Origin of the sequence: Salinirubrum litoreum (assembly GCF_020567425.1) — an archaeon.
Taxonomy (GTDB): Archaea; Halobacteriota; Halobacteria; order Halobacteriales; family Haloferacaceae; genus Salinirubrum; species Salinirubrum litoreum.
This window is the reverse complement of sequence record NZ_JAJCVJ010000001.1, coordinates 1268706-1294786: the sequence shown is the minus strand read 5'-3', so window position 1 is coordinate 1294786 and position 26081 is coordinate 1268706. Positions and strand designations below refer to the sequence as shown.

Sequence of the window (26081 nt, the reverse complement as noted above, 5' to 3'; positions counted from 1 at the left end):
CGGCCCGATCAGTCGCCCGACGCCGAGTTCGAGACGCTGTCTGCGGCCCGTTCCAACATCCCGTCGTTCGTCGTGTACCAGTAGTACGCGCCCACGCCGACCACGGTGACGACGTTCGAGATGGTCACCGCCCAGAAGATGGCCGTGACCCCGAGGCCGACACCGGGAGTGAGCGAGACGCCGAGCAGCGAGACCGCGAACGTCGTCGGGAGCGCGAGGACGCCGATGGGGAACCTGATGCCCCAGTACTTCAGCAGGTCGACGACCAGACTCGTCCGGGTCCGGCGCGCGCCGTTGAACCCGCCGAGGAACAGGTAGGTGCCGCCGATGGCCCAGTAGCTGTACGCCAGAATCTCCAGATACGTCACGGTGTACTCGAAGCCGAGAGGGGTCAGATCCGGCACGAAGACGGTGGTGATGAACTCCGGGACGACCCACTGGATCGCGCCGACGACAGACAGCGCACCGGCCGCGATGCCGACGCCGACCCACGTGACTCGACTCGCCCGCCCCGGTTGGCCTGCGCCGAGGTTCTGGCCGACGATGCTCTGGGCGGCCTGCTGGAGGCCACTCGCCGGGATGTACGCGATGGCGGCGATGCGTGCGCCGACCGTGTACGCCGCCAGTCCGGCGGCCCCGCCGGTGATGGCGACGATACTGACGAGTACCACGCGGACCGACTGGCCGCCGAGTCGCTGGGCGGTCGTCGGCCCGCCGACGTCGATCAGTTCGCGGAACTCGTCGACCTCGAAGCCGACCGACTCGCGGGTCAACGTGTAGCTGTCGCGCCCGCCGAGCGTCAGTCCGGCCGCGAGCAGGAACCCACAGAGGAAGCCGGCGGCGGTCGCGTAGGCGGCCCCCTCGATTCCCAGTGCCGGGAACGGACCGAGACCGAGGATCAGGAAGGGGTCGAGGACGATGTTGACGGCGACGACGGTGAGGTTGATGTAGAGCGCCGCCCGCGAGTCGCCGGAGCCGATGAAGCCCGCCTCCAGCGCGTCGCTCGCGGCGGCGGCGACCACGCCGACGATGTAGATGCGGAGGTAGAGCACGGCGAGGCGCGCGACCTCGTCGCCGGGGTTCAACAGCGCGATCAACTCTTCGGCGTAGGTGACGGTGACGAGCGCCATCGCCACCCCGAGCACGAGTGCGAGGACGAGTCCGTGGAAGCCGGCACTGCGTGCCCCCGCCCGGTCGTCGCTACCGGTGCGCTGGGAGACGAGTACCTGCACGCCGACGAAGGGGGTCGTGAGTACCGACAGTAACAGCGCCGTCAGCGGGAAGTTGAGTCCAACCGCCGCCACCGCCGTCTCGCCGATCCGCCCGACCCAGAACGTGTCGACGACCTGCTGGACCACCTGCACGAGATTCTGCACGACGAGGGGGGCGGCGAGGAGGACGAGCGCACGAGAGATCGAACCCTCCGTGATCTCCTCCTGCGAGAGGTCGAACATCGACTGTTACTTTTCGACTGGGAGAATGATAATAAATTTCTATCGGTATGAGACCATAGCACATTTCTCGATAGGTTGATCGGTCACTCGTCGTGGATCTGACTCGGCGTGCGTGAACTCGGCGGTGGGGTCGAAGACTCGCGGCGAGTCGGGACGACACCGGCGGGACCGCACCGCAGAAGCCACAACTTTTTGCCGTCCCTCCCGAAGGTCCGGGCATGAGTAGCAGGCGGCGGAAGCCCGACTGGCTCAAGATGCGACCGCCGGCCGGGGAGCGGTTCACCGAGATCAAGTCCTCGCTCCGGGACCGTGACCTCCACACGGTCTGTGAGGAGGCCAACTGCCCGAACATGGGCGAGTGCTGGAGTGGCCGCGACGGGCCGGGCACGGCGACGTTCATGTTGCTCGGCGACCGCTGTTCGCGCGGCTGTAACTTCTGTGACGTGCAGACCGGCGGGATGGAGGCCCTCGATCCCGAGGAACCCACGAAAGTCGCCGACGCCGTCGCGGAGATCGGACTGGACTACGTCGTTCTCACGTCGGTCGACCGCGACGACCTGCCGGACCAGGGCGCGGGCCAGTTCGCGGAGACGATCCGGGAGATCAAGCGCCGCGACCCGTCGATCCTCGTCGAGAGTCTGATCCCGGACTTTCAGGGTGAACCGGAGTTGGTCGAGCAGATCATCGACGCCGGCCCGGACGTGATCGCGCACAACGTCGAGACGGTCGAGCGCCTCCAGTGGCCGATCCGGGACCGGCGCGCGGGCTACGAACAGAGTCTCTCCGTGCTGGAGCGCGTCTCGCGGGAATCGGATATCTACACGAAGACGAGTCTGATGCTCGGTCTCGGCGAGTACGACCACGAGGTGTACCAGACGCTGTCCGACCTCCGGCAGATCGACGTGGACGTGGTGACCTTCGGGCAGTACCTCCAGCCCTCGCGGTCGCATCTGGACGTGTTCGACTACGTCCACCCGGACAAGTTCGAGACGTGGCGGCAGGTCGCCGAGGAGGACTTCGACTTCCTGTACTGCGCCTCGGGGCCGATGGTCCGGTCGTCGTACAAGGCGGGTGAGCTGTTCGTCGAGGCGCTGGTGCGTGACGGGGAGAGCGTGGAGGACGCGCGAAATAGAGCACGCGCGGCTGATTAGCGGTGCGGTGGCGGGGTGGTTCTTCTCGGAATCGTCGGTGTGAACTCGGGTGGGTCGGTTGGAGACACTTCTATCGAATCTCTCACAGACAACTCGGACGGATCGGTCGCGGACGACGAGGGGTGAAAGCCCCCGCGTTCTCGACCACCTGCGACTCGTTGCGCGCTTCCTTCACGAGGACGCGTCGCTTCGCTCCGCGCCCTCGTTCAGTCCAGTGTTGTCGGGCGACACGGGAGTCGCCCGACTGCTGGCGCGAGAGCTTCGCTCTCGCTCTGCTTACGTCGTCGGAGGTGGATCGAGAACGCGGCCCCTTTCAGTCCCACCCGGTGAACCTGCGATCCATCGTGCAACTCTCGGTGGACCAGTCGGTTTCAGCGATAGCCTCCCTGCGACCGTCGGCTTGCCTGAGGCGGGTGCATCCCGCCGAAGTGCGCGACACGAGGCTCGCCCGAGGCGGCCCCACGCCGCCGAGGTGTGGTGCCCGAGGCGGCCCTCCGTCGCCGAGGTGTCGCGCCAGCCCACTCGACTGGTGGGTGTGACGTGAGCAACATTCTCAACTCGGGTGTCGCAGTGCGGTTGCGGTCGGCGCGCGAGAAACGCGCGAGGGAGCGGGGCGCGCGGTGTGGAGCGCCCCGCGAGGTTGGGGAGGTTCGAGGTGCGGTGCTGTCGCGGTTGCGGTGCTGATGCTGTCGCGGTTCCGCTGGTGGCCGCGCTAGCAATCGTAGCGGTGTCGATGTTGTCGCGGTTTGCGCTACTGTACAGTTCCAGTCTGCGGCTCATAGTACGAGCGCAGTAACGGAGTCCGACTCAGGCTCTACCTTTTTCACCTCCCACGTCGACCACAACGTTCGAATGCAGTCCCTCCAGAGACGCGACGTGCTCGCGCTCCTCGCGACCGGCACGGTCGCCGGACTCGCGGGCTGTTCCTCCTCCTGCCCGGATTCGGACGACCCCGACCCGGACGCCTCGGTCCGCCGACCGAGCGACCCCGCAGGCTTCGACTCGGTTCCGGCCGGCGACTGGCCCGCCCCGCGCTACGACCCCGGCAACGCGGGCTACACGCCCGAAGGCGCGATTCCGACCGACTCGGTCGCGGTCCGGTGGCAGGCGACCCCACCGACCGCACCCGTGAACGAGGTCTTCTACGAGGCGAGTTCGCCGGTCGTCGCCGGCGGCCGCGTGTTCGTCTCGACCGGCGCGGGCGTCACCGCACTCGACCTCCGGGACGGCACGCAGGTCTGGACGACCGACGCCGTCTCGCCGGCGTCCGTCCCGCCGACCCACGGCTACGACGAGGAGATAGCTCCCCCGGTCGTCGGCGGCGACACCGTCTTCGTCGCCGGCCGGAGCGAACTCGTCGCCCTCGCGCTCGCCGACGGCACCGAACGCTGGCGCTACGCGGCGGACGCGCCGGTCGGCATCCCCGTCGTCGTCGACGGGACCGTCGTCCTCGACACGGACCGGGAGACGGTCGCTCTCGACGCGAGCGACGGCACCGAACGGTGGACCGCCACGGTCGGCGGCGGACGCTCGCTCCCGGCCGTCGGCGACGGCGTGGTGGTCCTGCAGGCACAGGGGCTGGCCGGCGAGCGGACGCTCGCCACCGCGGCACTCGACCTCGCAGACGGCACGGAACGCTGGCGAACCGGGGCCGTCGCCGACTTCTACCCGGTCGTCGTCGACGGGAACGCCTACCTCGGGAGCTACGACGGCCTCGCCTGCTACGCACTCGACGACGGCACGCGACGCTGGCTGATCGACCGCGGAAGCGGGCGCGGTCTCTCGTCGCCGGTCGTCACGCCCGACACGCTCTACCTCGCGGAACGACCGGGCGAGTCCGGCGACGCCGCCTTCGCGTTCGACCGCACCGACGGGAAACCGACGCCGCGCTGGTGCTCTGCGCTCGGCGACGCGACGGTCCCGGCCGGCACCGACGACCACGTACTCGTCCTCGAAGGGTCGGCCGGCATCGACGACGTGGCACCGAGTCTCGTCGCGTTCACCGCCGGCTTCGGCGACGCGCTGTGGGGGCTCGGCGGCCGGAGCCGCGTCCTCCCGCCCGCCATCCTCGACGGGGCGGTCGTCCTGACCGACGAGGACGGGCGCGTTCTCGCGCTGGGGGGCGGTTTCGATGGCTGAATCGGCCGCATCGAGCGCATCGACCGACTCGGCCGACTCGAGCGCACCGACCGAACCGGAGCGCGTCGACCGCCTCACCGGCGCGCTGGCCATCGTCGGCGGACTCTGTCTGTTCTTCGCCGGCGTGCCGGGGCGGCTCTACCGCGGCCCGCCCGGCGACTCCTACGTCTTCGACCCCCCGCTGTTCAGCGGGCTGTGGGTCCAGCGCGTCGTGGTTCCGGTGCTCGCCGTGCTCGCACTGCTGGGCGTGTTCGCGGCGGTCGTCGGCCTCCTGCGCCGAGACCGGAGCGAGGGACACTGGCACGACGTGGCCGGCGGGCTGACCGCCTTCGGTGCCGCGATGCTCCTGTTCGTGGGTCTGCTGCTCGCAGGCACGGGGAGCCTCTCCGGGGGGGAACCGGACGTCATCGGCGCGCTGGTGGTCACGGTCGCCGTCCTCGGCGGCCTGCTCGCGGGCCTGCTGGTGATCGTCGCCGGCGCGTTCTGGGGGATCGGCTACCTCCGGCGGGGCCGGCGTCGACTGGGTGTCACGCTGGTCGTCGTCCCACTCGCGACACTCCTACTCGTCGTCCTCGCTACCTTCGTCGAGTTACCGACCGGTGGCGGCCTACTGGTCGTCCTGCCGACCGTCGCGGGGCTGGTCGTTCTCGGCGTCGATCTGTGGCGGGAGCCGGCCGAAAAGAGGGAAAGAGACGAGGAGACTGTCGCGCAGTCGGACGATCAGGGCGCGTAGTAGTACTCGCCCTCGCGCTTCTGCTTGCGGTCGAGTTGGCTCCCCGGCTTGTTGATCCGGGGTCGGCCGGTCCGCTCGTCGCGGCGGAAGGTGACCTCCAGGTCGGCGAGGAAGTCGTTCATGCCGGCGCGCATCTCCTGTGGCGTCGAGGCGTGCCCCTCGACTGCGGGTTCGCCGTCGAAGACCATCAGGCGGTCCGCCAGCAGGTCGATCATGTAGATGTCGTGGTCGATGACCATCACGGTCGCGTCGTGGTTCTCGGCGTACCGCCGGATGGCCGAAGTCGCGCGGACGCGCTGTTCGACGTCGAGGTGCGCCGACGGTTCGTCCAGCAGGTAGAGGTCGGCGTCCTCCGAGAGGCAGGCGGCGATGGCGACGCGCTGGCGCTCCCCGCCCGAGAGGTCCGTCAGTTGCTGTTCCATGATGCGCTCCAGTTGGAGCGGCTGGGCGACCTCGGTGTTCCAGTAGGAGGAGCCGAAGTCGTCGGTGATCGACGAGAGGAACGTGTCGACGCGCATCGGCTGGTCGATCTGGATGTACTGCGGCTTGTAGGCGATGTCCACGAGGAAGTCGAGTTCGCCATTGTCCGGCTCCAGATCGCCGGTGAACAACTGTGCGAGCGTGGACTTCCCGATCCCGTTCGGGCCGACGATGCCCAGTACCTCCGAGTGGTAGATGGTGCCGCCCTCGACAGACAACGAGAACTCGCCCTCGCCGTAGGAGTGTTCGAGGTCGGGGTAGTCCAGCAGGGGCGTACCCTTCGCGCTCTCGCGGGGCGCGTGCTCCTCGAACTCGATCGCGCTCGGCCGGATGCGCATGTTCTCGTTGTTCAGGTAGCCGTTCAGGTACTCGTTGATGCCGTTCTTCGTGGACTTGGGCGACGTGACGACACCGTACGCGCCGGGTTCACCGTAGGCGACGTGGAGCGTGTCCGCCAGCAGATCGAGCACGGCGAGGTCGTGTTCGACGACCAGCATCGACCGGTCGCCGTCCTCGGCGAGTTCCTGGATGAGTCGCGCGGCGGTCACGCGCTGGCCGATGTCGAGGTACGGCGTGATCTCGTCGAGGAAGTAGAAGTCGGCGTCCCGTGCGAGCGTCGCCGCCAGCGCGACACGCTGGAGCTCCCCGCCCGAGAGGTTGTCGATGTTCTGATCCAGCACCGCCCGGATCGAGAGGCGGTCGACGAGTTCGTCCAGCGCGCCGCGTTCGTCGGTTCGTTCGAGCAGTTGCCGGGTGTTGCCGTCGAACTGCTTGGGGATCTGGTCGACGTACTGCGGCTTGCGGGCGACGGTCACGTCGCCGTCCATCACGCGCCGGATGTAGTTCTGAAGCTCCGAGCCACGGTACCGATCTAGCACCGCGTCCCAGTTCGCTTCCTCGCTCCACTGCCCGAGGTTCGGGATCATCTCGCCGGCCAGCGCCCGAACCGCCGTGGTCTTCCCGATGCCGTTCGGCCCGAGGATGCCCGTCACCGACCCCGGTTCCGGGACCGGCAGGCCGTACAGCGCGAACGCGTTGTCGCCGTAGCGGTGGACGGGGTCCTCTTCCAACTCGGAGGGGAGGTTGATGATCTCGATGGCGTCGAAGGGACACTTCTCGACGCAGATGCCGCAGGTCTCGCCGAGACAGATCTCCTCGGAGATGTGGATCTGGTCCGGTTCACCGACGTCGGCGTCCTCGCCACGCAGCGTGATGCACTCCTTGCCCGTGCGGTTCGGCGGGCAGTAGTTCGAACACTCGTAGCTACAGCGGTCAGGCTGACACCTGTCGAGGTCGACGACCGCGATACTGTCGTCCGCCATGGTTACAGCTGGACACCGCTCGTCAGGAGGATGGTGTACGCGATGAACCAGAGCGTGACCGTCATGAAGGCCACGTAGATGTAGTCTTTCGCCGAGAAGTCCTGTACGTCCACGCCGAGCACCCGGAGGATCGGGAACTGGAGGACGACGAACCCGCCGACGATCACCACTCCGAGGGTGCTCTGGGCGGCCTCGGCCGTCGTCCCGAGGACGACCCCGGACACGAGTGCCGCGATCACACCCGCCAGACAGGCGAGCGTCGTGACCGTGACACCGCGCAGGTGGCCCGACAGCCCCTGCTCTGTTTCGGTTGCCATACTCCACGGTGCGGCACCCTGCGTCAAAAGGCGTTCGCTTGGCGACTCGCCGTCGTCCGTCCGTCTCGACGAGGTGTCGGTCGACGCCGACAGCCGACGCGACAGCCGTCCACCACCCGCGCCTCGAATCTGACATCGGACAGACGCTCCGTGCCAGCGGGTATCAATCTTTAAGCCCGTGGGCTGTTTCGATTCGTAACGATGGCTGGAACAGACGGGGAGAGTCTGGACGACCTCCCACCGAGTGCGAAACTCGTTTTCAAGGTTCTGGAGTACAACGGACCACTGACACAGAAGGGAATCGTCGAGGAGTCGATGCTGTCGGCACGGACGGTGCGCTACGCGCTCGAACGACTCGAAGGGATCGGCATCGTCGACGAGGACGTGTACTTCGCCGACGCGCGACAGAATCTCTACGAACTCACCGAACCGAAGGCGGAGGCGGACGGCGGCACCGAAGCTTGTTGTGCCGAGTGACTCCCGGGAGGGTAGCCTCGGTCGGCGAACGCGTTCTGTCGGTCGCTGTCGGCGGCGAACTGCGCACCACCGTCTGCTGTAGCAAGACGCTTACCGCAGGTCGGCGAACGTGAGGACGATGGAACCGCTGGCGACCCGTCACGTCGAACGCTGTGAGGCACTTCCGGACGACCTCCCGCCGGGCGACTACGTCGTCATCGACGTGATCTTCTTCTCGACCACCGTGGTCGAACTGTTCGCCGACGGCCTCGCGTCGCTGACGGTCGTCGCCGAGAGAGAGGACACGCTCGCCTTCCGCGAGGACCGCCCGGACTCGCTGGCCGGCGGCGACCACGACCCCGACTACGACGCGGCCGGCGACTACGACTTCCACAACTCGCCGACGTTCGTCCGGGGTCTCGACGCCGAGGGCCGCCACGCCGCGATGACCTCGACGAACGGCGGCCGTGCGGTGAACCGACTCAGAGAGCGCGGTGCCGGCGACCGCGACGACGTGTCGGTCTACCTCGGGTCGACGACGAACGCCGAGGCACTGGGCGACCACCTCCCCGACCGCGACACCTACCTCGTCAGCGCCGGTTACAAGGGCGACATCGCCGTCGAGGACCACATCGGCGCGATCCGGATCGGCCGGCAGATCGCCGACGTCGGCCTGACGAACGCCGAGGAGACGGTCTTCCGCCGAGAGCTGCCGACCGCGAAGGGTGACGCCTACCACGCCGACGCCCACCCGACGCGCCGGGCCGATCTGGACGACCGGATCACCGACTTCGACGCACACGAGGTCGTGCCGAAGTTGGTCGACGGCCGGTTCGTGGACGTAGCTTGAGTCGGCCGTCCGTCGCCGCGTTTCGGCGACTTACCGTTCGGGGAGCGACCGATCGCCGAGCTGTAGCTCGACCGCGCGCTGGACGTGGAGGTCGGTCGTGTCCAGCAGTGGCACCCGGTCGTAGTCGTCGGTCGAGACGAGTTCGCCGATCTCGGTACAGCCGAGGACGATGCCCTCCGCGCCGGCGTCGACGAGGTCGTCCATCAGGTCGCGGTAGTCGTCCCGCGACGCGTCGGTGAAGACGCCGTGGGTCAGTTCGTCGAAGATCACCGAGTCGACCAGTTCCCGCCCGGCGGCGTCCGGCACGACGACCTCGATCCCGTGGTCGGCGAAGCGATCCCGGTAGAAGTTCGCCTCCATCACCGGCTTGGTGCCGAGGACGCCGAGCGTGTCGAGTCCGGCCTCGGTCGCGGCGTCGGCGGTCACGTCCACGATGTGGACCAGCGGGATCGACAGTGCCTCCTCGATGGCTGGTGCGACTCGGTGCATCGTGTTCCTCGCCACCAGCAGGAAGTCGGCCCCGGCGGCCTCCAGTCGCCCGGCGTCGTCGGCGAGTCGGTCGCCGATCTCGCCCCACTCGTCGGCCTGGATCAGTGGCTCGAACTCGCCGAAGTCGACGCTGTGGATCACGACCTCTGCGGCGTGGTGACCGCCGAGTCGGTCGTTGACGCGGCTGTTCAGTTCGCGGTAGTACTCGACCGTCGAGGTCGCACTCATCCCGCCGAGGACGCCGATGGTGGGCGTAGCTGGTGACATGGACTGCGGTACGACGAAGGGTGTGAAAAGACCCCGGGAGAGCCTGCTCGGCCCCACACGAGCGAGTCGGGGACGGGCCCGCAGTCTCTGGCCGCCTCAGGCCGGGACGACTCTGATCTCCTGTTTCCGGTCGACGGCGTCCTCCAGCTCGTCCGCGATGGCACTGCCGCGCGAGACCTGGATGTCGCCGCCTCTGCCGACCGTCGCGGTGAACAGGTACTCGCCGTCCGCGCGCACCTCGACCGTCTCGCCGACGTGGTCGTCCATCCGGACGACGACGTGCCGAGAGGTGATCTCCGGCTGGACGACCGTCCCCTCGCGTGCCGGGCCGCCGGACGCGCCCGCGCCGCCTGCGCCGCCTGCGCCGCCGCCGGCACCGCCGGACCCGCCAGCACCGCCGAAACTCGGGTTCTCGCTGTGGGTCCGCACGTCGATGTCGATGCCGAGGCGGTTCTCGATCTCTTGGATCCGGCCGCCACCCTTCCCGATGACGTAGGAGATGTCGTCCTCGTCGACGTAGACGACCGCGTCGTTCTGCCCCTTCAGTTCGACCGAGACGTGGCCGCGGGCGACCGACCGGATCTCGCGTTCGATCTCCTGTTTGGCGATCCTGCCGACGCCGGTCTCCGACTCGCCGTCTTCGTCGCCGAGTGGCACCGTGACGACCTGCCGGTTGAACGTGTAGATCTCGTACTCCGGGCGACCGGTCTCGAAGTCGGAGATCTGGATGACCGGCCGCGCGAGGTCCTCGGCCGTCAGGCCCTCCGGCACCTTCACCTCGGTACTCACGTCGTACACCGTGTCGATCTGACCGGCTTCGATGTAGACGACCGTGTCCACGACCTGCGGGATCATGCCGAGTTCGACACGCCCGACGAGTCGCTGGAGCGCGTCGATTGCTCGCGTCGCGTGGACGACACCGACCATCCCGACACCCGCGAGGCGCATGTCGGCGAACACCTCGAAGTCGTCGGTCTTGCGGACCTCGTCGTAGATGGTGTAGTCCGGCCGGACGAGGAGGAGGGAGTCGGCCGTCTTCTCCATCCGCCCGCCGAGGGCGGTGTACTGCGTGATGTCCGGGCCGACCTGCAGGTCCCGCGGTTTCTCCATCGTCTTCACCGAGTAGTCGGAGTCCGCGAGGAACTCCGCGACCGCCTGCGCGAAGGTGGACTTCCCGGCCCCCGGCGCACCGGAGATGAGGACGCCGCGCTGGCGGTCGGCGAGTCGCTCTTTCAACTCGCCGGCGAACTCGTACTCCTCCATGTCGGTCTTGACGATGGGCCGAACTGCCGTGATCTCCAGGGCGTCCGAGAACGGTGGGCGGGCGACCGCGATCCGGAAGTCCCGGAACTGGACGATGGTCATGCCCGGTTCGTCGAGTTCGACGAAGCCGTCGGGGTGGCCCCGCGCCGACTCCTCGATGTCGTGGGCCCACTCTTTCAGGTCCGCCTCGGTCGAGACAGTCTCGTCGATCACCTGGTAGTGCATGTCGCCGATCGAGCCACGCTTGGCGCGGGGCTTCGCGCCGACCTTCAGGTGGACCGACATCGTCCCCTCGTCGAAGAACTCCTCGATTGCGAGCGTCTCCTTCACGCGACCGCGCGGTTCGACGTAGTCGACCGGGAGTCCCTTCGCGCGGGCGACCTCGGCCTGCACCACGTCGGAGGTCAACAGCGTCGCGTCGTGGTCGGCCGACAGGTCGCGGATGAGCGCGTCGATGTCGCCCTCGTGGGCCGCACCCCTCTCGCCGCCGGAGGGTCGCCGGCCGACGTACTCGACCGTCACCGTTCCCGCCTCGTCGAACTCGACGAGTCGCTGGAGTTCTTCGAGTCCCTCCCAGCCGCTGTCCCGACCGTCGTTGGCCTGCGATTCGAGTTCGGAGACGACCGCCTCCGGGACGAGCACCGTCGCCCCGTCGTACTCGCCGTCCTCGATCCGCTCGGACACGCGCCCGTCGATGACCGCGCTGGTGTCCGGCACTAGCTTCATGTCGCTCTCTCGGAACGGGACGCGTATAAACGTGCTCAACACGAGCCATCGTGGCCGCGTCGAACGGTCGGGGGTGAGTCGCCCGACGCCGACGCGACGGCTCACCCGGTCGACCGGGCCAACGGTTTTCACGACCGGCCGCGTTCGTCACGAACGATGGACACGGACTCGATTCGTGACGCGGTGGTGACCCGAGCGCGGGCGACCTTCGGTGCGACCCTGCGCTCCGTGCTGTTCTACCGCGTCGAGGGCGGCGAGGCGACCGAGGACGTGTGGTACGTCCGGGAAGACACCGCCGAGACGCGCGAGGACCCCGAGAGCCGGATCACCGCCTTCTCGCGTGACTTCCCGGTCGAGTCGGTCGGCGGCGGCCGGATGAACCCCCGCGAACTCGGCGACCTCCAGGCGTCACTGCGCCTGTTCGAGGAGGCCGCAGTCGTCCGCATCCACAGCTACGGGCGGAGTGGGGTCGTCGTCAGCGTCGACCCGGAGAGCTTCGGCGACCTGTCGGGGTTCGTCGGCGAGGTGGACGACTCGCTGGCGGGCGAGGGCGTCCCGGATCGCTAACTCACAGACTCGCCGCTCACACCCTCTCCAGCCAACCGTCGGCCGGGACCGCCGCGAGGGGAAGCACTAACCCGCCCGCCGACGACGCGACCAGCATGACCCATCGGGCAGAAATCACCGACCTCACCCGCGATCTGGTCTCGATCCCGAGCCACGAGGACGAGACCGAGGCGGGCGACTTCCTCGAAGCCTGGCTCCGTGAGGAGACCGACGCGACCGTCACCAGAGACGACACCGGCAACGTGATCGCCCGGAAGTCGCCGGCAGACGGCGCGGCGGGGAGAGGAGAAGACACCTCGCTCGCACTCGTCGGCCACCACGACGTGGTGCCCCCAGCAGCGCGCCAACTCGACGGCGAGGAGTACGTCGTCGAGGAACGCGACGGCCGACTCTACGGCCGGGGCACCGCCGACATGAAGGGTGCGGTCGCGGCCTGCCTGCTCGCCTTCCGGGACGCCGACCCCGCCTGTGAACTGGTGGTCGCCAGCTTCGTCGGCGAGGAAGTCGGCGGGGTGGGCGCGCGGGCCGCCATCGACGCGGGGTTCGCGCCGGACTACGCACTCGTCGCCGAGGGATCGACGAACTACTCGAAGCCGGGCGTGACGGACGTGGTGGTCGCGCACAAAGGCCGGCGCGGGAGTACGATCACCGCCCGTGGGGCGTCGGCGCACGCCAGCGAACCCGAGGCGGGCGAGAACGCCATCTATCGGGCCTGTGACGCGGTGGACATCGTCCGCGAGTTGGACTTTCCGGAGGCCGAGGTCGTCGGCGAGTCGCTCCGGGGGTCGATCGCCGCCACCGAGGTCGACGGCGGGTCGGCGTGGAACGTGATCCCGGACACCTGCACCGTGACCGTGGACGAGCGCACGGTGCCGGGCGAACGCGCCGACCTCGGGCAGGTGGAGTCGGTCGCGGGCGTCGAGTGGACCGTCGACCAGGACCTCCCGCCGATGGCCTGTGACGACCCGGACTTCGCCGACGCGGTGCTGGCGTCTGCCCGCGCGGCGCAGGACGGCGACCCGGAACTGGTGACGAAACCCCACGCGACCGACGCCGGATGGCTGGCAGCGGCCGGGACGACCTGCGTGGTCTGTGGAGCCTCCGAGCCGGGCGAAGCACACACCGAGACCGAGAGCGTCGGCATCGACGTGCTGGAGCGGTGCTACCGACTGTATCGGGACCTCGCCGAGCGCGGTCCACAGCCGGCGTAATCACCGCGTCGGCTCAGTCGGCCAGAAACGAGGTGTCGTTCTCGCGGACGATCACGGGATCAGCGGAGGCGTGGAGTTCGTTCAGCGCGCAGTTGTCCTGCTCCTGGTCCATGATCGTCGCCACGATGTCCAGTTCCTTCACCGCCCCGAGAACGAGGTACAGCGGACCGCCGTGGCTGACGACGACCACCGTCTCGTCCTCGTCGGCGTCGGCGAGCAGGATCTGCCACGCGCCGAGGATACGTCTGCGAGTCTCCAGCAGGCTCTCGCCACCGGGTGGCTGTTCCATCGCGGCCCAGTGGCCCGACTGCGAGACGGCGTACTGCGGGTGGCCGAAGAACAGTTCCTCGTAGGCCATCCCCTGGAGGCGGCCGAAGTCGCGCTCCCGCCAGTCGCGGTCGAAGGCCGGCGAGAGACCGGTCGCGCGGGCGACGTGTTCGGCGGTCTCGCGTGTCCGGCGGAGGTCGGAGGCGAGCAGTCGGTCCGGGTCGTACTGCTCGGCGAGCGCGCCACCGAGTGCCTCGGCCTGTTCGTGCCCGCGGTCGGTCAGCGCCGACTCGACCCACCCCTGCACGCGCCGGTCGCGGTTCCACGTCGTCTCGCCGTGGCGGACCAACAGCACCGTCGTCATGGCTCGGGGTTGGGTGTCGTCGTGGATGAGTCTGCCGCCTGCCCCCGGGAGTCGTGGTCGCCCGATGTGGCCCACACCGACTGCGGACTGCTACCACGGTGTCAGTACGATTCACGTTCTCGCGCGTCGTATCTCCGGTATGCACGAGATCACCACTTCCATCGACGTCAACGCCGCCCCCGAGGTCGTCTGGCAGGTGCTCACGGACTTCGACAGCTACGACGAGTGGAACCCCTTCATGCGCATCGTCGGTCGCGCGAACGAGGGCGCACACGTCGTGGTCGAACTCCGCCCGCCGAACCGCCGGGCGACGACGTTCCGGCCGGAGCTCGTGACGGTCGCCAAGCCGCGTGAACTGCGGTGGCTCGGCCACCTCTGGATGGCGGGGCTCTTCGACGGGGAACACGCCTTCCGGATCGAGGAGTTGGAGGACGGCACGAGTCGGGTCCACCACTCGGAGGAGTTCGCGGGCCTGTTGGCCGGGCTGATCCTGCGCCTCGGTCGTGAGGACTTCGAGGCGGGCTTCGAGCAGATGAACGCGGCGCTGAAGGAGCGTGCCGAAGCGATGGCCGAGTCGGAGGGCGTGACAGTCGAGGGTGAGGCCTCTGAATCCGCTCCGAACGAGGGATCGACCGCCTGAAGCTCCGCGACGGCACCGCTACTCGTCGTAGCGCACCGACGAGAAGCCCGCACCGCAGACCGCGACAGCGACTGCAACCGCCACTGCGACCGCTACTCGTGCTGGCGCGAGGAACCGCACCGCGACAGCGTCCGCGACCGCACCCGCACCGCCGACTGCAACCACGACCGCACCCGGACTACAACCACGACCGCACTCGGACTGCAGACAGCACCCGCACCCGGACCGCAGACAGCACCCGCACCTCGGTCCTCCCCAGCCTCGCGGGACTCTCGGCACCGCCCGTCCCGCTCCCTCGCGCACGTTCCTCGCGCGCGCCGACAGCAGGGTTACGAGGGTCTGTCGTTCAGTTGCTCACCGTCTCTCACACAACCCCGTCGGGATTCTCGCCGTAGCGCGCCGGCACCCACGTCTGGCTGTCGATGTCGGGTCGTTCGTAGTCGGCGTCCACCTGTCGCGGCGGCAGGTCGATGGGGTCCGGCGTCAGGTCCTCGTAGTCGATCTGGTCCAGCAGGTGCGAGATGCAGTTCAGGCGGGCGTGCTTCTTCACGTCGGCGTGGACCACGTACCACGGCGCGACCTCGGTGTCGGTGTGCTCGAACATGTCGTCTTTCGCCTTGGAGAACTCGGCCCACCGAGCGCGTGCTTCGAGGTCCATCGGACTCAGCTTCCAGCGCCGTTTCGTGTCGCGGTTCCGCTTCTGGAACCGCCGTTCCTGTTCCTCGTCGCTGATCGAGAACCAGTACTTGATGACGGTCATCCCCGAGCGCACCAGCATGTCCTCGAACTCCGGGGCGGTGCGGAGGAAACGTTCGTACTCCTCGTCGGTACAGAAGTCCATCACGCGCTCCACGCCGGCCCGGTTGTACCAACTCCGGTCGAACAGCACCATCTCGCCTTTCGCGGGCAGTTCCTCGACGTACCGCTGGAAGTACCACTGCCGGTTCTCCCGTTCGGTGGGCTTCCCGAGTGCGACGACCCGGGCGACACGCGGGTTCAGTCGCCGGGTGATTCGCTTGATGACGCCGCCCTTCCCCGCCGCGTCCCGGCCCTCGAAGATCACACAGACCTGGAGGTCGTTCTCGGCGATCCAGTACTGGAGTTTGACGAGTTCCTCCTGCAGGCGTTCGAGTTCCCGTTTGTAGTCCTTCTTCTTGATGACCCCGTTGTCCTTGTACCGAATCTCCCCGTCTGTGTGACCGTCTGTCATGGTGAACCACCGCCGAACACGCAGTGCAGGTGCTTAACAGGTCGCACCTGTCTGCTGACTGTGAACTCCCGTGTCTCCTCGGCGGTCTCGTCCACGTAGACGCCGGGGACAGCTATCACCGCGGACCGGGCAGTTTTTCATCCCCTCTCGGCTACCCCACAGCAATGACTCGGATCGTCGTCGTCGACAACCACGGCCAGTTCACCCACCTCGAGGGGCGGGCGCTGCGCGATCTCGGGATCGAGACCGAGATCGTCGACAACACCACCCCGCCCGAGGAGATCGACGCGGACGGGATCGTCCTCTCGGGCGGCCCCAGCATGGAACGAATCGGCAACTCCGCGGACTACCTCGATCTCGACGTCCCCGTCCTCGGCATCTGTCTCGGGATGCAGATAATCGCCGACCAGCGCGGCGGCAGAGTCGGCGGCGGCGAGTACGGCGGCTACGCCGACGTGACCGTCGAGATTCTGGACGAGGAAGACCCACTGCTCGGCTCGCTCGCCCCCGAGACGCGCGTCTGGGCCAGCCACGCCGACGAGGTGAAAGAAGTCCCGCCAGGCTTTGCCCACACCGGGCGCAGCGAGGTGTGTGAGATCGAGGCGATCAGCGACACCGAGCACGACCTGTACGGGGTCCAGTGGCACCCGGAGGTCGCCCACACCGAGGAGGGGCAGGCCGTGTTCGAGAACTTCCGCGAGATCTGCGAGTAGGCCGAAGCTGTCGGGCGGATTCGAACGACCCACCCGACTGTACCGAGTAAGGTGGTTTTACGAACGTTCGCCGTGAGATTCGAGGTATGACTGCGACGCAGAGCAACCTGGCGGGCCTCTCGCGGTACATCTTCCGCGCCCCGAGTTGGTACGCCAGTCTCGCATTCGCCCTCCTCCTCGCCGCCTTCGCGGGTGTCGCCGCCTTCGACACCGGCACCGCGACCGACTCGTGGCGCGGCCTGCTGTTCGTCGGCAGAGACGCGTGGGAAGGGGTCTTCTTCATCGGCATCCCGACTCTCGTCGCCTCGGTGCTCACGACCGGCGTCGACCGGTTCGTCGGCGGTCGACTCACGCCGAACCGGTCCTCGCTGCTCGCGCTGGCCTGTGAGGTCATCATCGTCACCATCGTCACCCTCGCGGCGCTGATCTCGACGCTCTCGGGCGTCGTGCCCGGGATCGCACCGCTCGGCCAGACGTTCGTCTACGACGCGCTGATCATCGCGCTCGCGTCCATCTTCGCGTTCCGCCTGCTGGTCGTGATGGCCGTCTCGCGCTCCTCGCTGCTCGTGGCGGCCATCCCGGCGAGTGTCCAGACGCTCGCCTCCGCCGTCCTGCTGTTCGTCTACAGCGGGACCGTCACCTTCCTCGAGGTCGGCGGACCGCTCCTCCGGGCGTACCTGATGCCGTACCTGAACCGCGCGGGCGAGGCTCCCACGGAGATCACCGTCATCGGCCCGAACCACTTCCTCCTCCTGGGCGTGACCTGCGTCGTCTACGCGCTGGCGGTGTACGCCTTCGTCATCGTCATCGACCGGCCGTGGCGACAGAGCATGGGCGTCTCGATGCTCGACTTCCTCCGGGGGTTCATCGGCCACGTCGCCGAGGGGTCGCGCGAACTCGAGGACTTCTTCGAGGACCTGGGCGAGCGTGCGGTCGTCCCGGTCACGGTCTGCTCGTTCGAGCGCCCGGACGGCACCGAGAAGGCGCGGTTCGTCCTCCCGATGATCCACCCTGGCCCGATGGGCGAGATCGGCGGCGGCAACTTCCCGGAACGAGTCGCCCGCCGGGCGGAGGGACTGGCCTTCCCGCCGCACGCGACCGCCGGCCACGACTTCAACCTCGTCACGGAGCGGGAGGTGGACACCATCCTCGACACGGCCGACGAGGCGTACGACCACATCGAGTACGGCGACGAGGCCTCGGAGAGCGTCCGGGTGGGGTCGGGCGAGGCGACGATGCTCGGCCAGGCGTTCGGCGACGACGCCCTGCTGGTCTCCTCGTACGCGCCGAACTTCGCGGACGACGTGGAGTACGCCGTAGGGCTGTCGGCGGCCGCCGAGGCGCGGACCACGGGGCTCGAAGACGTGTTGCTCGTGGACGCGCACAACTCCAACGACGGCCTGTCCGGCCCGGATCTGGGCCACGTCACGCCCGGCAGTCAGCGCTCGTTCGACATGATCACGGCGGCGGGCGAGGCTGGCGAGGCGCTTGCCGACGCCGAACGCGGGGACCTCCGCCTCGGGACGGCGTGGGACGCGACGCCGTGGGAGCCAGCGGAGGGCATCGGACCGCTGGGGATTCGGGTCGCGGTCACCGAGGTCGGCGAGACGACCACCGCCTACGTGCTGGTCGACGGGAACAACATGGAACCGGGCCTGCGGGATCGTATCCTCGACTCGCTCCCCGACCGCATCGACGAGGCCGAGGCGATGACGACCGACACCCACATCGTGAACACGGTCGAGGCGGACAACCAGGTCGGCGCGGCACTGCCCGAGGACGACCTGATCGCGTTGATCGACGAGTTGACCGAGGAGGCGGTCGCCGATCTGGAACCGGTGTCGGGCGGGATGGCGAGCGAGCGGTGTGAGGTGACGGTGTTCGGCAACGACCGGACCGAGACGCTGGCGAGTCACGCGAACGCGGTGGTGTCGCTGGGCGGTGCGCTGGCGGCGGCGGTCATCCTCGCGGCGATGGCGGTGAGTGTGCTGATCTTCCTGTTCGCCTGAGACGCGGTGGAACCCTCCGAGCCGAGTCGAGGTGGGCCGAGACGCCCGTTCGCGTGTGATTCGTGTGTGATTCGCGTGTGGTTTGCGCGTCATTCGTGGAGAGACACAGCGACCGCGACCGCGACCACAGCCAGCACAGCACCCGCGACACACGGCGACCGCGACTGGGAGGAGCGCCCGGACCCACGACAGCACCGCACCTCGTCCTCCCCACCCTCGCAGGGCGCTCCGCACCGCGCGCCCTGCTCCCTCGCGTGCGCGTTCGTCGCGCACGCGCCACCGCAGTTCGCACAGCGCCACCGTAGTTCGTACGCACCACCACAGTTCGCACAGGGCCACCGCAGTTCGTACGCACCACTGCAGTATCGCACGCGCTGCCGCAGTGCTGAGTCCCGAAGCGCTGTGACACGTCTCTGAAACGCTGTGACACGGTCACCGATTCAAAAATACGAGATCGTTACGTTCGTACATTCCCAAAGTCTGAGTCGTCACGGACGACCGGGGCGCTCACGCCGCACCCGCGAGACCGCCGAACACGTCGCCCACGAGATCGACACGATCGTGGACAGATTCACCCACTGTCGACCGAGAGATACGCACGAATCCGAGAGTATTTCAGCCATCGGAGCGCCCACCTACGTATGACAGAGATCATCGACGGCAACGCGGTCGCGGAGTCGATCCGGGCCGACCTCGCCTCGGAGATCGACCGACTCGCCGACGCGGGCGTCCGCCCGACACTCGCCACCGTGCTGATGACCGACGACCCCGCCAGCGAGACCTACGTCTCGATGAAACAGGGTGACTGCGAGGAGGTCGGCATCGAGACCGTCGACGTGGACATCGACCCCGAGGCACCCGCCGAGGAACTGTACGACACCATCGACGACCTCAACGCCGACGACGACGTCGACGGCATCCTCGTCCAGATGCCCGTGCCGGAGCACGTCGACAAGCGCGAGGTCCTCCGGCGCATCGACCCCGCGAAGGACGCCGACGGCTTCCACCCCGAAAACGTCGGTCGCCTCGTCGCCGGCAACCCGCGATTCATCCCCTGCACGCCCCACGGCATCGTCAAACTCCTCGACTCGGTCGGCGTCGACCCCGAGGGGAAGGACGCCGTGGTCGTCGGTCGCTCCGACATCGTCGGCAAGCCGATGGCGAACCTCCTCGTGCAGAAGGCCGCGGGCGGCAACGCGACCGTGACGGTCTGTCACTCCCGGACCGCCGACCTCGCCGCGAAGACCCGGCAGGCCGACATCCTCGTCGCGGCCGCCGGCGTCCCGGAGATGATCGACGGCGAGATGCTCTCGGAGGGTGTGACCGTGATCGACGTGGGGATCAACCGCGTCGACGCCGACACGGAGAAGGGCTACGAACTCGTCGGCGACGTGGACTTCGAGAGCGCGAAGGCGAAGGCGAGTGCCATCACGCCGGTCCCCGGCGGCGTCGGGCCGATGACCCGCGCGATGCTCCTGTGGAACACCGTGAAGGCCGCCGCAGACGACGCGAGCGTGGCCGTCGACCTCCCGTAGTCGGTCGCGGCACGTCCACACCGGCTCACTCTCACCAACGCCTCCGGCGGAGCTTTTTGTTCCCGACTGTCGAACTGTCGGGTGATGCGGTCCTCCAGACGTGACGCCCGGCGACTCCTCGCAGACGGCGACACCTCGGCTGACTCGGACAGTCCGGGCGACCCCGACGTGCCAGCCGACCCCGACGTATCAGCCGACGCCACTCCGTCGTCGGCCGACTCCGAGCACCCGTCGCCCCCGCCGGCCCCCCGGTTCAGCGACGTCCAGCGCGTCCGCGACACCGACCTCTTCGTCTCGCTGTTCGTCACCCTGTTCCCCACACTCGTCCTCGTCGCCGGCGCGGTCCTGTGGAGCGCCCCGACCGACCCGCGAGCGCTCGCCGGCCTCGCCGCCATCACCCTCGTCGTCGCCGCCTGCCTCGCGTTCGCCTACGCGACGCGACTCGTGGTCACCGTCGACGACGACGGCCTCACGGTCCACGTCGAACCGTTCGACAGGCGGCCGCTGACCGTCACGCACGCCGAGATCACCGACTACCGCGTCGAACCGGACACGCCGACCGGCCACGGCATCGCGCTCGGCAGCGGCCGGCACGCCTGGTGGCTCGATTCGATCACCTACGGCGTCGGCGACGGCGAGTGTGTCCACGTCGACCGCGCCGACGGGCGGCCGGTTCACGTCGGCTCTGCGCGAGCAGCGGAACTGGTGGCGGCACTCGACCAGGCGAACGACGGATCGACGGGGACGACCACCGACTGATCCCCCGAGTCGCCGACGTCCGGGTTTATCCCGACGGCCCCGGAACCGCGCGTCATGACGAGTTCCGACGACGCCGGTGTGACGGGCCCGCTCCGGAGCGACGAACCGGACCCGGACGCGCGGGCCGTCCTCGCCAAGCAAGCCGAGCGCAGTGACGGTCCGATCGCCGAGGTCACACTCGGCCGACTCCGCGCCGGCTTCGACGCCGATCCGGTCCACCGCGTGCCGGAACCCACGCCGATGGCGTCGGTCGAAAATCTGTCCGTCCCCGGCGGTGACGAGGCTGTCGACCTGTCGGCGCGGGTCTACCGACCGCTGTCCGACGCTGGGGACGCGAACCGCGACGACGGCGACAGCCAGTCGACCGTCCTCGTCTACTTCCACGGCGGCGGCTGGGTCGTCGGCAGTCTCGACAGTCACGACGAACTCTGTCGTGTACTGGCCCGCGAGTCGGGTGCGACAGTCGTCTCGGTCGCCTACCGACGCGCGCCGGAACACCCCTTCCCGGAACCGGTCGCCGACGCCTGCGCCGCGACCGAGTGGGTCGCCGACAACGCCCGGCGACTGATCGGCGACCGCGACGGTGTGAGCGTATCCAGCGAGGAACCTCGACTGGTCGTCGCGGGCGATAGCGCCGGCGCGAACCTCGCGGCGGCGGTCGGTCTGTGGGCACGCGACCGCCGGCGAGACGGCGAGTCAGCCCCCGAACTCGACCGACAGCTCCTGATATACCCGACCGTCAGCCGACGGAACGACTGGGACTCACTCACGGAGAACGGCGAGGGGTACGGACTGGATCGCCCGGACATGCGCTGGTTCGGGGACCAGTACTTCGGCCACGACCTCGACCGCTACCATCCCTACGCCTGCCCCCTGGAGGCGACCGATCTCGGCGACCTCCCGCCAGCGTCGGTCGTCACCTGCGGTTTCGACCCGCTCCGGGACGAGGGCATCGCCTACGCCGAGGCACTCGCCGAGTCCGGGGTCGGCGTCACACACCACCACTACCCCGACCAGATTCACGGCGCGGCGAGTATGCTCGGTGAGTGGTCGGTACCGGCCGGCCGAACCATCCTGACCGACGTCGCTGGCGATCTCTGAACAGCGTCGCAACCAGAAGGAGCGGTCAGCCGAGTCGTGCGAGCCGGTCCTGCGCCGACGCCAGCGCGGTCTCGTCGTCGTCGATCAGATACCGGACGATCTCACGGGTCGCGGTGACGAGCGCCTCTGCGGTCGCCGGCGTCACGTCGCCCTGGAGCGCTTCGACGCGTTTCACCTGCTCGGCGACCGTCCCGAGCGTCCGCCGGGCGGCCGGATCGGGGTTGTCGTTCAGCCACGTCACGACCTCCCGGCGGTACTCGTCGACGGCCTCGGCGTAGCCGAGTCCACGCCCCTCGGCGAGCGAGTCCGGCACGCGGTCGGCCGGCGGGCGTTCGTCCTGATCGGCGCCGCGGAGCAGATCGAGGACGTAGAGCTGTTCGGCGTCGGTCGGGTCGCGCAGACGGGCGTACAGGTCGACGACGTGGATCAACTCGCTGGCGGAGAGGAAGGTGTCGTCCAGCGGGAGGAGGTCGCCGCCGTGGATGAACCCGCGTTCGCGGACGTACGCCCGGCAGTCCGACTTCACGTCGTCGGCGATGTCCGGAATCTCGCCGTCGTCGAGCGCGTGGCGGTGTGCCGACAGATCGAGGTCGGTGGGCGTGGCGGTGTGGCGCGTCCGGTCGTCGACGCCGACGCTCCGGAGCGCGCCGCAGTTCGGACACTCGACGCTCCCGGTGTCGTAGTACGACCACCGTGTCCCGCAGGACGTGCACTCGCGCTGACCCCGAATCTTCATGCTCGGCGGTTGGATCGGCGGCGGTAAAACAGCACCGTGACGAGTGGGCGTCTCGACGGTCCTCGCGTGACGGTTCGGACCCGGTGGTCCCGTCGTTCCGGGTCGCCACGGCGGTCCGACAGTCGATCTGTCCGACCCGAACCGTTTTGTCGGGTGCCGACAGAGATAGCTGCACATGCAACGGAGTACCCACGCTCCTGATCGAGAAATTCTCCCGCAGTGAGACCCTCGACTCGGCCGGTACGCACGCGCCGGACGCCGAGTCAGACACTGCGACTGCCGTATCGACCGACACGAGAGCCGAACCGTCCAGCGACGGCGACGCAGACGCCGAGTCTTCCGTCGAGACCCGGAGCGACAGCGAGACGGTCGCGGTCACGCTCGCCGGCGAGACACACCACCTCTCCAGACGCGCCGCGACCGCGCTCCGAGACGAACTGGCCGACGCGCTGACCGGCCGGCGTGAGTTCCTGCGCACTACCGGCGAGCACCGCCCCGACGGGAGCTACGTCGTCGCGCGCCGACGCGCAGAGTCGGCCGGCCACAGCAAGGTCTTCGAGAGCTTCGCCGCCCTGGAGGCGCTCTTCGCCGAGTTGCCGACCGAGTTCACCGCCGAGACTGTCGGCCGGTCGGGGGTGACCGGTGGTCGGCGGCACATCCTCCTGCGGCACTTCGTCGAGCATCCGGCGTTCGACTGTGATCTGGTGTCGAGACAACCGCTTACTGCTCGGAAGGACTGTGAAGACGGGTCTGGTGGTGGGTAGAAAGCAGGTGTGAACTCGGTCGAATCGGTCGATGATGTGGATGCTGTCGAATCAGTTGGAGACGTGAGGGTTGCCGAATCGGTCGCAGAGAACGAGCGGTGAAAGCCCCCGACCGCTCGACCACCTGCGACTCTCTGCGCGCTTCCCTCGGGCTGGCGGGACAAGCCCGCCAGCCCTCAGTCCAGTGCTTGAATCGTCGGAGGTGGATCGAGCGGTCGGCCCCTTTCAGTCCCACCCGAATTTGTGAAAGCGCACGCAACTGCGGTGGACCAGTCGGTTTCAGCGATGGCCTACCTGCAACCATCGGCGCGAAATGAACTCGCGCCAGCCCGTCTGACTGGTTTCGTGTCGTCGCAGAACTGGAAGTCAGCGTACCTGTCGACTCGATCGAGTCCCGATCACAACGACAGCGGTCCGGACTTCAGATACTCCCTGAGGACCGCAGTCGCGTAGCTCCCGTGGGGCAGGGCGAACTCGAACCGCACCGGGTCGCGCGTCACGAGCAGGTCGGTCCGGCAGAGCACCGCCCGGCGCGTCCCCCGCGACCGGAAGTCGCCCGGCAGGTCGAAGTCGGCGGGCGCGAGGTCGAGGTCGGCCAGAATCTCCCGTTCGATCGCACCCGGCTCACCGTCTGCGAGTTCGGTGTCGGTGCCGACCAGCGGCGCGGTGACGTAGGCCCGCCCGCGCTCACAGTGCCGGGTGACCGTGTCCACTCGCTCGTCGGTCACACGCTGCTCGCGGTCGGTGTCCGGCAGGGGGAGGCCGGCCGGGGCCTCGCGGTCCGCGAAGCAGACCACGTCGCCCGCGACCGGGCGGTCGAAGGGGAGTCCTCTGCGAAGACGCTCCGAGAGGATGCGGTTGAAGACGAACGACTGCGCGGCGTTGACGAACAGGCGCGTCAGGTTCGACGGAACCGCCTCCAGCGCGTAGCGGAAGGGGTCATCTGCGTCGGCGCTCGCGGGGGGTGCGGTCTCGTCGTCACGGCCGGCGTTCGTCTCCGCGAGGCGGTGGAGCATGGATCGCTCGTAGCGCAGGCGACCGGGCATCGCGTCGAGGGCAGTCTGCCAGTCTGGTTGTGCGGCGGCGAACTGCTCGTCCGCGACGGCGCGGGCCTCCTGCGTGCCCTCGGGTTCGGTCTCTGCCGGGTCGCCGACGTACCGCCGGACCGCCTCGCGCCAGTCGCCCCGGAGGACCGCCAGTCCGACTCTGTGGGTGACGGGCCGTTGGCTCCCGAAGCGTTGCTGGCCGAAGTAGTTCGGCACGCCGATCCGGACGAGGTCGGCGTCGCTTCCGGTCTCCGCTTCTGCGGCCGCGACCGCGTCGTCTGCCGTGACTGCCCCCGCGAGCGTCGTCACGGTGTCGCCGGGGTCGCTGGCCGGTCCGTCGCCCGCGAACTGCCGGAGGTCGGCGGTGATCGCGTCGAGGTGCTCGGGAGCCTCGGGTCCCCGGACGACGATACCGAAGGCGTTCCCCGCGAGGTCGCCGAAGGTGAGGCCTCTGCCGGCCCTGCCGAGCAGTTCCATCTCGACGCCGGAGACGTCCGGGAGCGCCTCGGGGTCGGCACCCTTCACGGTGAACAACTGGGTCGTGACGGCGTGTTTGTCCTTCGTCCCGGCCCACGAGACGCGCTCTCTGCTGATGCCGAGTGCATCGGAGAGCCGGGAGGCGAAGTCGTTGGTGTCCCAGCCCCGGAGGGTCGCCCGCAAGACGAGGTGGTGAAAGTCGCCGGGGTCGGCCTCGAGCGGGTGCCAGTCGAACGCTTCCAACTCGCGGACCCGGAAGTCCTCGGGTGACTCCCGCAGGTGGCCGCCGATGCCGTCGCCGTCGCTGACGTAGAACTCCATCCCGACCGCCTGTTCGATGGGGTGGGCCTCGCGCATCAGGCGCGACCCTCCCGGCGCGGGCGAGTGATCGTCGACAAGACGAGACGCTGGGTCATACCCGCCGATTGTGGCGACGTGGGTTAACTGTCGTCGGTCTCGGTCGGACGGCGAGAGAGACGGCAGACGACACGCGACCAGTCGAACGGGCGGGCGCGACACTTCGGCGACGGAGGGTCGCCTCGGGCACCACACCTCGGCGGCGTAGGGCTGCCTCGGGCGAGCCTCGTGTCGCGCACTTCGGCGGGATGCACCCGCCTCAGGCGAGCCGACGGTTACAGGGAGGCGCTCGCGCTGAAACCGACTGGTCTGTCAGAGTTGCGTGCGCCTCGACAGCGTACACCGGGCGGGACTGAACGGGGCCGGCGTCTCGGTCCGGCCCCGACGCCGGAAGCCGGGCGGGACCGGCGGTCCCGCTGGAAACCGGCGCGCCGCGCCGGTGACAGAGCGAGACCGGAGGTCTCGCCAGCAGACGGGCGAGGCTCGCCCGTCAGCACCGCAGGGAGGTGAGCCAGCCTGCTGGCTCGCCGACCGAGGAGCGTGGTTCGAGAGACGTCGTCGGCGTCTCTCGTCATCACGAGAGAGCTTCGCTCTCTCGAACGACACCAAGTCGCGGCCGGTCGAGACGCCGGGGGCTTTCACCGCTCGTTGTTGGTGACATACTCGACCGACCACTCG

At 68.6% G+C, this 26081-nt stretch carries 24 protein-coding genes; 14 read left to right on the top strand and 10 right to left on the bottom strand.

Annotated elements, in window-relative coordinates; translation table 11 throughout:
• Nucleotides 1-8 precede the first annotated feature (8 nt).
• Complete coding sequence (locus LI337_RS06470) at nucleotides 9-1454, bottom strand: MATE family efflux transporter (RefSeq protein ID WP_227228990.1); 1446 nt, start codon at nucleotides 1452-1454, stop codon at nucleotides 9-11.
• 218 nt (nucleotides 1455-1672) lie between these two features.
• Between LI337_RS06470 and lipA the strand changes: the two genes are divergently transcribed.
• The 3 genes from lipA to LI337_RS06455 all read left to right on the top strand — a co-directional run bounded on the left by lipA (nucleotide 1673) and on the right by LI337_RS06455 (nucleotide 5477).
• Nucleotides 1673-2605 (top strand): lipoyl synthase, encoded by a 933-nt coding sequence (gene lipA, locus LI337_RS06465; protein ID WP_227228989.1) that lies wholly within the window; start codon nucleotides 1673-1675, stop codon nucleotides 2603-2605.
• Nucleotides 2606-3457: 852 nt separating this feature from the next.
• A complete protein-coding gene (locus tag LI337_RS06460; protein ID WP_227228988.1) occupies nucleotides 3458-4744 on the top strand; it encodes an outer membrane protein assembly factor BamB family protein in 1287 nt (428 codons plus the stop codon).
• Nucleotides 4737-5477 carry a hypothetical protein gene (locus LI337_RS06455; protein ID WP_227228987.1) on the top strand — a complete coding sequence of 247 codons (741 nt, stop codon included), beginning with the start codon at nucleotides 4737-4739 and terminating at the stop codon, nucleotides 5475-5477. Before LI337_RS06460 ends, LI337_RS06455 begins: the two co-directional genes overlap by 8 nt.
• Here the strand turns inward: LI337_RS06455 and LI337_RS06450 are convergent.
• Together LI337_RS06450 and LI337_RS06445 are read right to left on the bottom strand one after the other, a co-directional pair.
• Nucleotides 5465-7279: a ribosome biogenesis/translation initiation ATPase RLI gene (locus LI337_RS06450; RefSeq protein WP_227228986.1), complete on the bottom strand. Its 1815-nt coding sequence runs from the start codon at nucleotides 7277-7279 to the stop codon at nucleotides 5465-5467. The two genes, LI337_RS06455 and LI337_RS06450, sit on opposite strands and share 13 nt — an antisense overlap.
• A 2-nt stretch (nucleotides 7280-7281) precedes the next feature.
• Complete coding sequence (locus LI337_RS06445) at nucleotides 7282-7596, bottom strand: EMC6-like membrane protein (RefSeq protein WP_227228985.1); 315 nt, start codon at nucleotides 7594-7596, stop codon at nucleotides 7282-7284.
• Between the two features lie 201 nt (nucleotides 7597-7797).
• Here LI337_RS06445 and LI337_RS06440 point away from each other — a divergent pair, with 201 nt between their 5' ends.
• Complete coding sequence (locus LI337_RS06440) at nucleotides 7798-8073, top strand: MarR family transcriptional regulator (protein ID WP_227228984.1); 276 nt, start codon at nucleotides 7798-7800, stop codon at nucleotides 8071-8073.
• Nucleotides 8074-8191: 118 nt separating this feature from the next.
• A complete protein-coding gene (locus LI337_RS06435; RefSeq protein ID WP_227228983.1) occupies nucleotides 8192-8902 on the top strand; it encodes a 2-phosphosulfolactate phosphatase in 711 nt (236 codons plus the stop codon).
• Nucleotides 8903-8932: 30 nt separating this feature from the next.
• Here the strand turns inward: LI337_RS06435 and LI337_RS06430 are convergent, their stop codons facing one another.
• Both LI337_RS06430 and LI337_RS06425 read right to left on the bottom strand, forming a co-directional pair.
• On the bottom strand, nucleotides 8933-9658 hold the full coding sequence (locus LI337_RS06430; protein WP_227228982.1) for an aspartate/glutamate racemase family protein: 726 nt from the start codon (nucleotides 9656-9658) through the stop codon (nucleotides 8933-8935).
• Nucleotides 9659-9754: 96 nt separating this feature from the next.
• The gene (locus LI337_RS06425; protein WP_227228981.1) at nucleotides 9755-11647 is read right to left on the bottom strand and encodes a PINc/VapC family ATPase; all 1893 of its coding nucleotides are present in this window, start codon (nucleotides 11645-11647) and stop codon (nucleotides 9755-9757) included.
• Between the two features lie 156 nt (nucleotides 11648-11803).
• Between LI337_RS06425 and LI337_RS06420 the strand changes: the two genes are divergently transcribed.
• Both LI337_RS06420 and LI337_RS06415 read left to right on the top strand, forming a co-directional pair.
• Nucleotides 11804-12214 (top strand): DUF7522 family protein, encoded by a 411-nt coding sequence (locus LI337_RS06420; protein WP_227228980.1) that lies wholly within the window; start codon nucleotides 11804-11806, stop codon nucleotides 12212-12214.
• A 95-nt stretch (nucleotides 12215-12309) separates the two neighbouring features.
• Nucleotides 12310-13425, top strand: coding sequence for a M20 family metallopeptidase (locus tag LI337_RS06415; protein WP_227228979.1), 1116 nt, complete (start codon nucleotides 12310-12312; stop codon nucleotides 13423-13425).
• Nucleotides 13426-13438: 13 nt separating this feature from the next.
• Here LI337_RS06415 and LI337_RS06410 read toward each other — a convergent pair whose 3' ends face one another.
• The gene (locus tag LI337_RS06410; RefSeq protein WP_227228978.1) at nucleotides 13439-14056 is read right to left on the bottom strand and encodes a histidine phosphatase family protein; all 618 of its coding nucleotides are present in this window, start codon (nucleotides 14054-14056) and stop codon (nucleotides 13439-13441) included.
• 139 nt (nucleotides 14057-14195) lie between these two features.
• On the opposite strand from LI337_RS06410, the gene LI337_RS06405 reads away from it, so the two are divergent.
• Nucleotides 14196-14696, top strand: coding sequence for an SRPBCC domain-containing protein (locus LI337_RS06405; RefSeq protein ID WP_227228977.1), 501 nt, complete (start codon nucleotides 14196-14198; stop codon nucleotides 14694-14696).
• A gap of 18 nt (nucleotides 14697-14714) precedes the next feature.
• Here LI337_RS06405 and LI337_RS06400 read toward each other — a convergent pair whose 3' ends face one another.
• Nucleotides 14715-14861, bottom strand: coding sequence for a hypothetical protein (locus LI337_RS06400; RefSeq protein WP_227228976.1), 147 nt, complete (start codon nucleotides 14859-14861; stop codon nucleotides 14715-14717).
• A 199-nt stretch (nucleotides 14862-15060) separates the two neighbouring features.
• A complete protein-coding gene (gene ppk2, locus LI337_RS06395) occupies nucleotides 15061-15906 on the bottom strand; it encodes a polyphosphate kinase 2 (protein ID WP_227228975.1) in 846 nt (281 codons plus the stop codon).
• A gap of 164 nt (nucleotides 15907-16070) precedes the next feature.
• On the opposite strand from ppk2, the gene LI337_RS06390 reads away from it, so the two are divergent.
• The 5 genes from LI337_RS06390 to LI337_RS06370 all read left to right on the top strand — a co-directional run bounded on the left by LI337_RS06390 (nucleotide 16071) and on the right by LI337_RS06370 (nucleotide 22023).
• Complete coding sequence (locus LI337_RS06390; protein ID WP_227228974.1) at nucleotides 16071-16619, top strand: GMP synthase subunit A; 549 nt, start codon at nucleotides 16071-16073, stop codon at nucleotides 16617-16619.
• Nucleotides 16620-16705: 86 nt separating this feature from the next.
• Entirely contained in the window at nucleotides 16706-18628 is a 1923-nt protein-coding gene (locus LI337_RS06385) for a DUF2070 family protein (RefSeq protein ID WP_227228973.1), read from the top strand.
• Between the two features lie 641 nt (nucleotides 18629-19269).
• Complete coding sequence (locus LI337_RS06380) at nucleotides 19270-20163, top strand: tetrahydrofolate dehydrogenase/cyclohydrolase catalytic domain-containing protein (RefSeq protein WP_227228972.1); 894 nt, start codon at nucleotides 19270-19272, stop codon at nucleotides 20161-20163.
• Nucleotides 20164-20247: 84 nt separating this feature from the next.
• Nucleotides 20248-20922, top strand: coding sequence for a 6TM ABC transporter family protein (locus LI337_RS06375; protein ID WP_227228971.1), 675 nt, complete (start codon nucleotides 20248-20250; stop codon nucleotides 20920-20922).
• Nucleotides 20923-20976: 54 nt separating this feature from the next.
• On the top strand, nucleotides 20977-22023 hold the full coding sequence (locus LI337_RS06370) for an alpha/beta hydrolase (protein ID WP_227228970.1): 1047 nt from the start codon (nucleotides 20977-20979) through the stop codon (nucleotides 22021-22023).
• A 25-nt stretch (nucleotides 22024-22048) separates the two neighbouring features.
• Here the strand turns inward: LI337_RS06370 and LI337_RS06365 are convergent, their stop codons facing one another.
• Nucleotides 22049-22759 (bottom strand): DUF7117 family protein, encoded by a 711-nt coding sequence (locus LI337_RS06365; RefSeq protein WP_227228969.1) that lies wholly within the window; start codon nucleotides 22757-22759, stop codon nucleotides 22049-22051.
• 83 nt (nucleotides 22760-22842) lie between these two features.
• On the opposite strand from LI337_RS06365, the gene LI337_RS20150 reads away from it, so the two are divergent.
• On the top strand, nucleotides 22843-23523 hold the full coding sequence (locus LI337_RS20150) for a DUF7528 family protein (RefSeq protein WP_227228968.1): 681 nt from the start codon (nucleotides 22843-22845) through the stop codon (nucleotides 23521-23523).
• A gap of 398 nt (nucleotides 23524-23921) precedes the next feature.
• On the opposite strand, the gene truD is transcribed toward LI337_RS20150, so the two are convergent.
• Complete coding sequence (truD, locus tag LI337_RS06355) at nucleotides 23922-25403, bottom strand: tRNA pseudouridine(13) synthase TruD (protein ID WP_227228967.1); 1482 nt, start codon at nucleotides 25401-25403, stop codon at nucleotides 23922-23924.
• Nucleotides 25404-26081: the final 678 nt, after the last annotated feature.